The organism is Pseudomonas sp. FSL W5-0203 (assembly GCF_001896155.1).
In the GTDB taxonomy this organism is placed as follows: Bacteria; Pseudomonadota; Gammaproteobacteria; order Pseudomonadales; family Pseudomonadaceae; genus Aquipseudomonas; species Aquipseudomonas paracarnis.
The window spans coordinates 1-7625 of record NZ_MPOR01000076.1 but is presented as its reverse complement, the minus strand read 5'-3'; the positions used below and the strand labels follow the sequence as shown (position 1 = coordinate 7625).

Annotated in this window: 7 protein-coding genes; 4 read left to right on the top strand and 3 right to left on the bottom strand. The window is 61.3% G+C overall.

Annotation, left to right across the window (positions count from 1 at the left end; translation table 11 throughout):
* Positions 1–425 precede the first annotated feature (425 nt).
* A complete protein-coding gene (locus BOP96_RS28835) occupies positions 426–851 on the top strand; it encodes a DUF2231 domain-containing protein (protein ID WP_032902939.1) in 426 nt (141 codons plus the stop codon).
* Complete coding sequence (locus BOP96_RS28830; RefSeq protein WP_014718638.1) at positions 848–2140, top strand: PQQ-dependent sugar dehydrogenase; 1293 nt, start codon at positions 848–850, stop codon at positions 2138–2140. Before BOP96_RS28835 ends, BOP96_RS28830 begins: the two co-directional genes overlap by 4 nt.
* 30 nt (positions 2141–2170) lie before the next feature.
* Here the strand turns inward: BOP96_RS28830 and BOP96_RS28825 are convergent, their stop codons facing one another.
* Complete coding sequence (locus tag BOP96_RS28825; RefSeq protein ID WP_073454695.1) at positions 2171–3079, bottom strand: LysR substrate-binding domain-containing protein; 909 nt, start codon at positions 3077–3079, stop codon at positions 2171–2173.
* 92 nt (positions 3080–3171) lie between these two features.
* On the opposite strand from BOP96_RS28825, the gene BOP96_RS28820 reads away from it, so the two are divergent.
* A complete protein-coding gene (locus tag BOP96_RS28820; protein WP_073454694.1) occupies positions 3172–4155 on the top strand; it encodes a DMT family transporter in 984 nt (327 codons plus the stop codon).
* Entirely contained in the window at positions 4152–4997 is an 846-nt protein-coding gene (locus BOP96_RS28815) for an alpha/beta fold hydrolase (protein ID WP_073454693.1), read from the top strand. The genes BOP96_RS28820 and BOP96_RS28815 overlap by 4 nt, the downstream gene beginning before the upstream one ends.
* Here the strand turns inward: BOP96_RS28815 and BOP96_RS28810 are convergent.
* Entirely contained in the window at positions 4984–6387 is a 1404-nt protein-coding gene (locus BOP96_RS28810) for an MFS transporter (protein ID WP_019817168.1), read from the bottom strand. The genes BOP96_RS28815 and BOP96_RS28810 overlap by 14 nt on opposite strands.
* A gap of 143 nt (positions 6388–6530) precedes the next feature.
* Positions 6531–7061: a GNAT family N-acetyltransferase gene (locus BOP96_RS28805; RefSeq protein ID WP_014718643.1), complete on the bottom strand. Its 531-nt coding sequence runs from the start codon at positions 7059–7061 to the stop codon at positions 6531–6533.
* Positions 7062–7625: the final 564 nt, after the last annotated feature.

Sequence of the window (7625 nt, the reverse complement as noted above, 5' to 3'; positions counted from 1 at the left end):
GCCCAAGCGAGGTGCCGAGTGGTGGGGCAAGAGCGTTTTGCTTACTTTTGCGCTTTTCAAAAGTGAGCCGCCGTCAGGGCGGAACCCTAGGTGGCCGTTACCTAAATAACGGATATGTACCCGGTCCAACTGTGTTGACTGTCAGGCCGTCTTCGCAGGCAAGCCAGCTCCCACATTTGAATCGCGGCGCGTTAGTTAGATCGACGCCGGCTGTCAGGCCGTCACGGGAGCAAGCTCCCTCGCCACAGGTTCAGCGTCGCACCAAAATTGTGTAGATACCTATGCATATGCAGGGGAACGCCGGATCGAAACACACCTCGACACGCCCTCCCAGTGAACTTTCTTGCAAATGCCATGCTCCTTTCCTATGCGAAGTCAGCGCGCCCTGAGCCCAGGGTGCAGAACGATAAGGAGCCGCCACCAACATGACTACCCTCTCCACTTACCCCGTCGTCAGGCCTGGGCCGTTGCACGGGACTTTGCTTGCCGGCACCGTGCCGTTGTTTCTCGGGGCCTTGCTCAGTGATATCGCCTACGGCCAGACCTACCAGATTCAGTGGGCCAATTTCGCCTCCTGGCTTATCGCAGGAGCCTTGGTGTTCTGTGGTTTTGCCCTGCTGTTTGCGCTGGTCAACTTGGTGCGTGCCGAACACAAGGGCGGGCGCCCGGTGGCGTACTTCCTGCTGTTGCTGGGCACTTGGGTGCTTGGCTTGGTCAATGCCTTCCAGCATGCCAAGGACGCCTACGCCATGATGCCCACCGGCTTGGTGCTGTCGGCGATTGTCACCGTGCTGGCGCTTGTCGCCACCTGGATCGGCTTGACCAACCTGCGCTCAGGAGCTGCCCGATGAAACCACTCAACACACTGACCCTGCTCAGCGCCGCCCTGTTGCTGAGTGCCTGTGGCGGCGAAGGTGACAAGACCCAGGCGCGCGGCCCTGACCCCAAGCTGCCCGAACAACAAAGCAGCCTGTTGCCGAGCATGAAGATTGCCGAGCCCACGCCGTGGGGCGATCAAAAGCCCAAGGTACCCGAAGGCTACAGCGTCACCGCCATCGCCACCGACCTTGCGATCCCGCGCCAGACCCTGGTGCTGCCCAACGGCGATATCCTGGTGGCCGAAGGCCGTGGCGGCAGTGCGGCCAAGCTCAAGCCCAAGGACGTGATCGCCAGTGTGATCAAGGCCCAGGGCAACACCAAGGTCAAGGGCGGCAACCGCATTACGCTGCTGCGTGACGCCGACGGTGACGGCACCTATGAACTCAAGACGGTATTCGCCGACAACCTCAACGCTCCCTACGGGCTCGCATTCGCCGACGGCAAACTGTATGTGGCCAACCAGGACGCACTGGTGCGCTTTGACTACGCCGACGGCCAGACCAAGGCCAGCGCCCCGCCCGTCAAAGTCACCGACCTGCCGGCGCAGATCAACCATCACTGGACCAAGTCATTGGCCGTGAGTGACGACGGGCGTCAGCTGTATGTGGGCATCGGTTCCAACAGCAACATCACCGAACGCGGCATGGAAGTGGAGATCGACCGCGCAATGGTCTGGCAGATCGATGCCGCCACCGGTGCGCATAAGCCCTACGCTACAGGCCTGCGCAATCCGACGGCGCTGACCATCCAACCGGGCTCAGGGCAACTGTGGACCGTGGTCAACGAGCGCGATGAACTCGGCCCCGACCTGGTGCCAGACTACCTGACATCGGTGCGTGAAGGTGCCTTCTACGGCTGGCCCTACAGCTACTGGGGCCAGAACGTCGACCCCCGCGCACAACCGCAAAACCCGGCCAAGGTGGCTGCGGCGATCAAACCCGATTACAGCCTGGGCTCCCATGTGGCCGCGTTGGGCGTGGATTTTTCCATCCCCGCCATGGGTGAAAAATTCGCTGACGGCGCGTTTGTCGGCGAGCACGGCAGTTGGAACCGTGACAACCCAGTGGGCTACAAGGTGATCTTCGTGCCGTTCAGCAACGGCAAACCGGCGGGCGAGCCCATCGACTTTGCCACCGGCTTTCGCGGCGACGATGGCAAGACCCGTGGGCGTCCAGTGGGGGTGACGGTGGACCCCAAAGGCGCGCTGATCATTGCCGACGACCTGGCCAATACGATTTGGCGCGTCACGCGTAACCAATAACCGCAGATGACAGGGGCAGCGACGCCCCTGTCAGCCGTCACTTTGCAATTGTGCGTCAAGCCAGGCCAACAACGCCGTGACCTCCTCCCGACTGCCCGCCCCTTGCTGCCTGTAGACCGAAATAGCCTCGGGCAAAAACACGCTTTCTGCGCAGGGCCGCACCAGCGCCCCACTCTCTATCAGCCGGCTTGCGGTACGACGCCACCCCATGGCGATACCGTGCCCTTCCACGGCGGCTTGCAACATCAGCGGGTAGCTGTCGAAGGTGGCACTGCGCGCATCCCTGGCCAACGTGTGGCCGAACATCTGCAGCCACTCATCCCATTCCATCAAGTGCGGCGGCTCGGAGCTGTGGTGCAGAAATGTGCAGGGCTGTAATTCAGTCAGCGCTAACGGTTGTTCCGGGCAGAGGTAGCCGGGGCTGCACACCGGGAACACCTCGTCGGAGGCGGTAAACATCAGCGTATGGCTGCCACTGGCGCGCCGGGTACTTTGCAGGGCCACATCGAAATGCCCGTCGAACTGGGTGATCGGCCGCGTACAGGTCACCACCTGGATCTCGATCTGCGGGTATTGCTGGTGGAAGGTCGCCAGACGCGGCATCAACCAATAGAACGCCTCGCATAGCTGGCATAGCAGTACCACGCGATTGCGCTGGGGCGATGTTCTCAGGCTGACCGCGCCCTCACTGATGCTCTGCAAGGCCTGGCTGACCACCCGCCCCAGCTCACGCCCTTCTTGCGTCAGGAACACCCCACGGTTGCGCCGACAAAACAGCTTGACCCCCAGGTTGTCTTCCAGCCCGCGAATCTGCCGACTGACAGCTGCCTGGGTGAGGTGCAATTCATCGGCCGCCTTGGAGAAACTCTCCAGGCGCGCCGCCGCTTCAAACGGCAACAAACTGGCCAGCGGCGGTAAGGTTTTGCCAAGTGCATTCATAATCTGTGGTTATGCATCCAAGGCTGAAAACTCGTTTGTAGCACACCCGCCGCGCTGGGCACCATGACTCCCTCACTTCATGGATCAGCCTGATGACCACCGCCCGCGCCTCACTCTTTACCGGTGTGATATTGGCCGTTGTCGCCACCCTGGGCTGGGCGCTGAACTTCATTGCGCCCTACGTCACCGGCGTCTACAGCCTCTACGACTTGATGGCCGTACGGTTCCTGATGGCCGGTGGGCTGGGCATCGCCGGGATGATGGTGTGCAGGGCGCAATTGAGTGCACTCAGCTGCGGCCAGTGCCTGCTCGCCGCAGCACTGGGCGCACTGGGTTGCCTCGGTTATGGCGTGTGCATTGCTGGCGGTGTGATGTTCGGCGGCCCGGTGCTGACGCCAGCGTTTGTCGGCATGGTCCCGGTGCTACTGGCGTTGATAGGCAACGCCAGTCACAAGACCCTGCAATGGCGCCAGTTGGTGATGCCGTTGTCCTGCCTCACTGTGGGGCTGTTGCTGGCGACAGTCAGCAGCCTCCACCTGCCCGCCTCCGGCACCGGTTCCTGGCTGGCGGGGTTGTGTTTCTCCCTGGGCGCAGTGGCCGTGTGGCTGGGGTTCAGCGTCATCAATCAACAGCAACTGGCACGCCTGCCTGCCCGCGCAACCGACCTGTGGACCGCCTTGATGCTGGTAGGCGCAGGCGGCGCGGCGCTGTGCCTGCTGCCGTGGCTATACACGCTGGGCTTGTTCCGGTTGCCGACCCTTGGCGCGGGCTGGAACCAGGCATGGCCGCTGTATGCCTGGAGCCTGGGCATCGCCGTGATGTCTACGGTGGTCGGCGCCTGGGCCTGGAACGCGGCAACGCGGCGCCTGCCCATGGTACTGAGTGGCCAATTGATTGCCCTGGAATCATTCTTCGCCAGCCTGCTCGGTCTAGGCTTTCACCGGCGCTGGCCGACGCCAATGGAAGCCGTGGGCCTGGCTGCCGTGCTCGTCGGTGTGGTCATGGCGGTTCGTACCCTCCTGGCGCAGGCAAAACCCGCCACAACCCATCAGACCTTCGGGGAGATTCAACCATGACCCATTCAAACGACGCACTGGCACTGCCCCACACCTTTGACTTTCGCAATCAAACTGTGCGCTGGGGCCAGCTGGGTACCCAGGGGCCGGCGCTGGTGATGGTGCATGGCACGCCGTTCTCTTCCCATGTGTGGCGGCGTATCGCGCCCTTGTTTACCCAGCAGTACCGCGTGTTCTATTACGACCTGCTTGGCTATGGCCAGTCTGAACAGGCGCCGGGCCAGGACGTGTCTCTGGGCGTGCAAAACCTGTTGCTCGACGCCCTGCTACACCATTGGGGCCTGGAACGCCCCCATGTGCTCGCCCATGATTTTGGCGGCGCCACGGCCCTGCGCACGCATCTGCTTGATGGCTGCGACTATGCCAGCCTGACCTTGATCGACCCCGTCGCCATGGCGCCCTGGGGTTCGCCGCTGGTGCAGCATGTGCGCCGCCATGAACAGGCCTTCAGCGACGCGCCGGCCTATATCCATGAGGCGATTGTGCGTGCCTATCTACAGGGCGCCGCCTTCACGCCGCTGCCTGCCGAGGTGCTGCACGCCTATGTCACGCCCTGGACAGGCGAGGTAGGCCAGCCCGCCTTCTATCGCCAGATTGCACAGATGGACCAGCGCTATACCGACCAGATTGAAGAGCGGCTCGCCGAGCTGCGTTGCCCGGCGCAACTGCTCTGGGGCGAAGAAGACCAATGGATCAACGTGGCACAGGGCGACGCGCTCGCAGGTAGATTAGGTGCACGCTACCTGCGCGTCCCGCGTGCGGGGCATCTGGTGCAAGAGGACGCGCCCGAGGTCATCGTCGCTGCCTTGATGACCTTTCTAGCTAGCGTCACAGATCAGTGATTTCCTTGTGGCGCGGCACCAGCGTCTTCATCACGCTCCAGGCCACCAGATAAGCCAGGGCGCAGATGGCAAACATGATCATGTAGCCGGTATGGATGTCGTTGATGGACTTGTAATAGTCGAACACCCAGCCGCCGATCTTGGTCATGAGCACGCCGCCCAGGCCACCGGCCATGCCGCCAATGCCGACCACCGAGGCCACGGTTTTCTGCGGGAACATGTCGGACACGGTGGTAAAAATGTTGCATGACCACGCCTGGTGTGCCGAAGCGCCCACACCGATCAGCAGCACCGGCACCCAGAAGCTGAGGTAACCCAACGGCTGCGCCAGCAACACCACGAGCGGGAACAGCGCAATCACCAGCATCGCTTTCATGCGCCCGTCATAGGGGGCATCGCCGCGCGCCATGAAGTAGCTGGGGAACCAGCCGCCGCCAATACTGCCGACCATGGTCATGCTGTACAGCACCGCCAGCGGCATCACGATATCGGCGCCTTTCATGCCGTATTGGGCAGACAGGTAGGTCGGCAGCCAGAACAGGAAAAACCACCACACGCCGTCAGTCATGAACTTGCCGAAGGCAAACGCCCAGGTCTGGCGGTAGGTCAACAGTTTGAACCAGGAGACTTTCTTTCCTGCGGTGCCCGTCGGTGCCGGGGTAAACGGTTGTACGGTCTGGTCGCTGCGGATGTAGGCCAGTTCCTCAGGTGACAGGCGTTTTTGCTGTTCCGGTTTTTCGTAAACGGCGGCCCACACGGCTACCCAGACAAAACCCAGCATGCCGATGACCATAAACGCCGCCTCCCAACCCCACAGGCCGGCAATCAGAGGGACACAGATCGGCGCCAGGATCGCGCCGACGTTGGCGCCGGAATTGAAGATACCGGTGGCCAGGGAGCGTTCTTTCTTGGGGAAGTATTCGGCAGTGGCCTTGATCGCGATCGGGAAGTTACCCGCTTCGCCAATCGCCAACACAGCCCGTGAGAGCATGAAACCGGCAATGGACACCGGGATCACCGCCAGGCCAATGGCACCACTGACGGCTGCGATACCCTCGCCCATCGGCACCGCAAACGCATGCATGATCGCGCCGGTGGACCAGATACCAATGGCTACCACATAGGCGGCCTTGGTGCCGATCCTGTCGACGAAGCGCCCGGCAAACAGCATGGAAATGGCGTAGACAAACTGGAACACCGCCGCGATGTTGGCGTAGTCGGTGTTGCTCCAGCCAAACTGCGTCGACAGTTGCGGTGCCAACAGGCTGAGCACCTGGCGGTCGAGGTAATTGACCGTGGTCGCGAAAAACAACATCGCGCAGATCGTCCAGCGATAGCTGCCGACCGCCTGGCCGACACGAAGGGCACTGATGGGCTCGTTCAGATTCATGGCATCACTTTTTATTTTTGTTAGGTAGGACATATGTAACGTCATATGTCGTCGTACAACTACGAGTTTTATAACGAGACGCCCACGCAGTGTCAATCGCAAAGATTGCCGCTTATCGAGGATTTACGCGGAATAGGAAAATGTCAGGCTTGTGCAGTTGTAGGATGACAAACCCTGAGCACCAGGCTGGGCGCTTGGCCGGGTACATCATCCAGCAGGCCAAAACGTTGCATGCCGAGCTTCTCCAATACGCGGATCGACGCAGCATGATCGGGTCGCACTAACCCGAAGACTTCCGGTAGAGATAGCGTGTCAAACGCCAGCGCCAGGGCATCCCGCCCCAGTTCAGTGGCATACCCCTGCCCCCAGGCCTCGACGGCCAGGCGATAGCCAAGGTTGATGCGCTGCTGCGTCAGGTAGTTAAGTGGCGCAATGCCGCCAAACCCGATGATGTGCTCGGGGCTCTCTTTGCAGGCAATCGCCCACCAGCCGTAGCCCTGGGAGGTCCATTGCTCCAGCCAGTGATCCAATAGCCGTTGTGCCGCATTTAGGTTGGGCAGCGGGCCGGCAGGATTGAACAAGTTGGTCTGTGGATCACCGAAGATCGCGAACAATCGCTGAACGTCTGCGGCCCGTGGTTGGCGGTAGGTAAGGCGTGAATGACTGCTTGGCATTTAAATGACTTCCCTGCTTTGCCTGACTAACAATGACAATTCCCCTGTGGGAGCGCTCGAGCTTTAGCGAGGCCGCGATGGCGACAGTTCAGGCAACACAACTGCCAACAGTACCGCCGCCTTCGCAGCCTCGCCGGGGCTCGACAACTCCCACATCGGTTATGCGCCTGGCACAAATCCCCTGTGGGAGCGGGCTTGCTCGCGAAGGCGGTGTGTCAGTCACTGAATCTTTGACTGAACCACCGCTTTCGCAGGCAAGCCAGCTCCCACATTGGCCCTGTATTGCCCACAGAATCAGCGCCTGACACAAATCCCCTGTGGGAGCGGGCTTGCCCGCGAAAGCGGAGTGCCAGTTACTGATTCTTCGACTGAACCACCGCTTTCGCAGGCAAGCCAGCTCCCACATTGGTCATGTACTACCCACAAAACCTGCCTGGCACAGATCCCCTGTGGGAGCGGGCTTGCCCGCGAAGGCGGAGTGCCAGTCACTGAATCTTCGACTGAACCACCGCTTTCGCAGGCAAGCCAGCTCCCACATGGGTCATGTACTACCCACAAAATCTG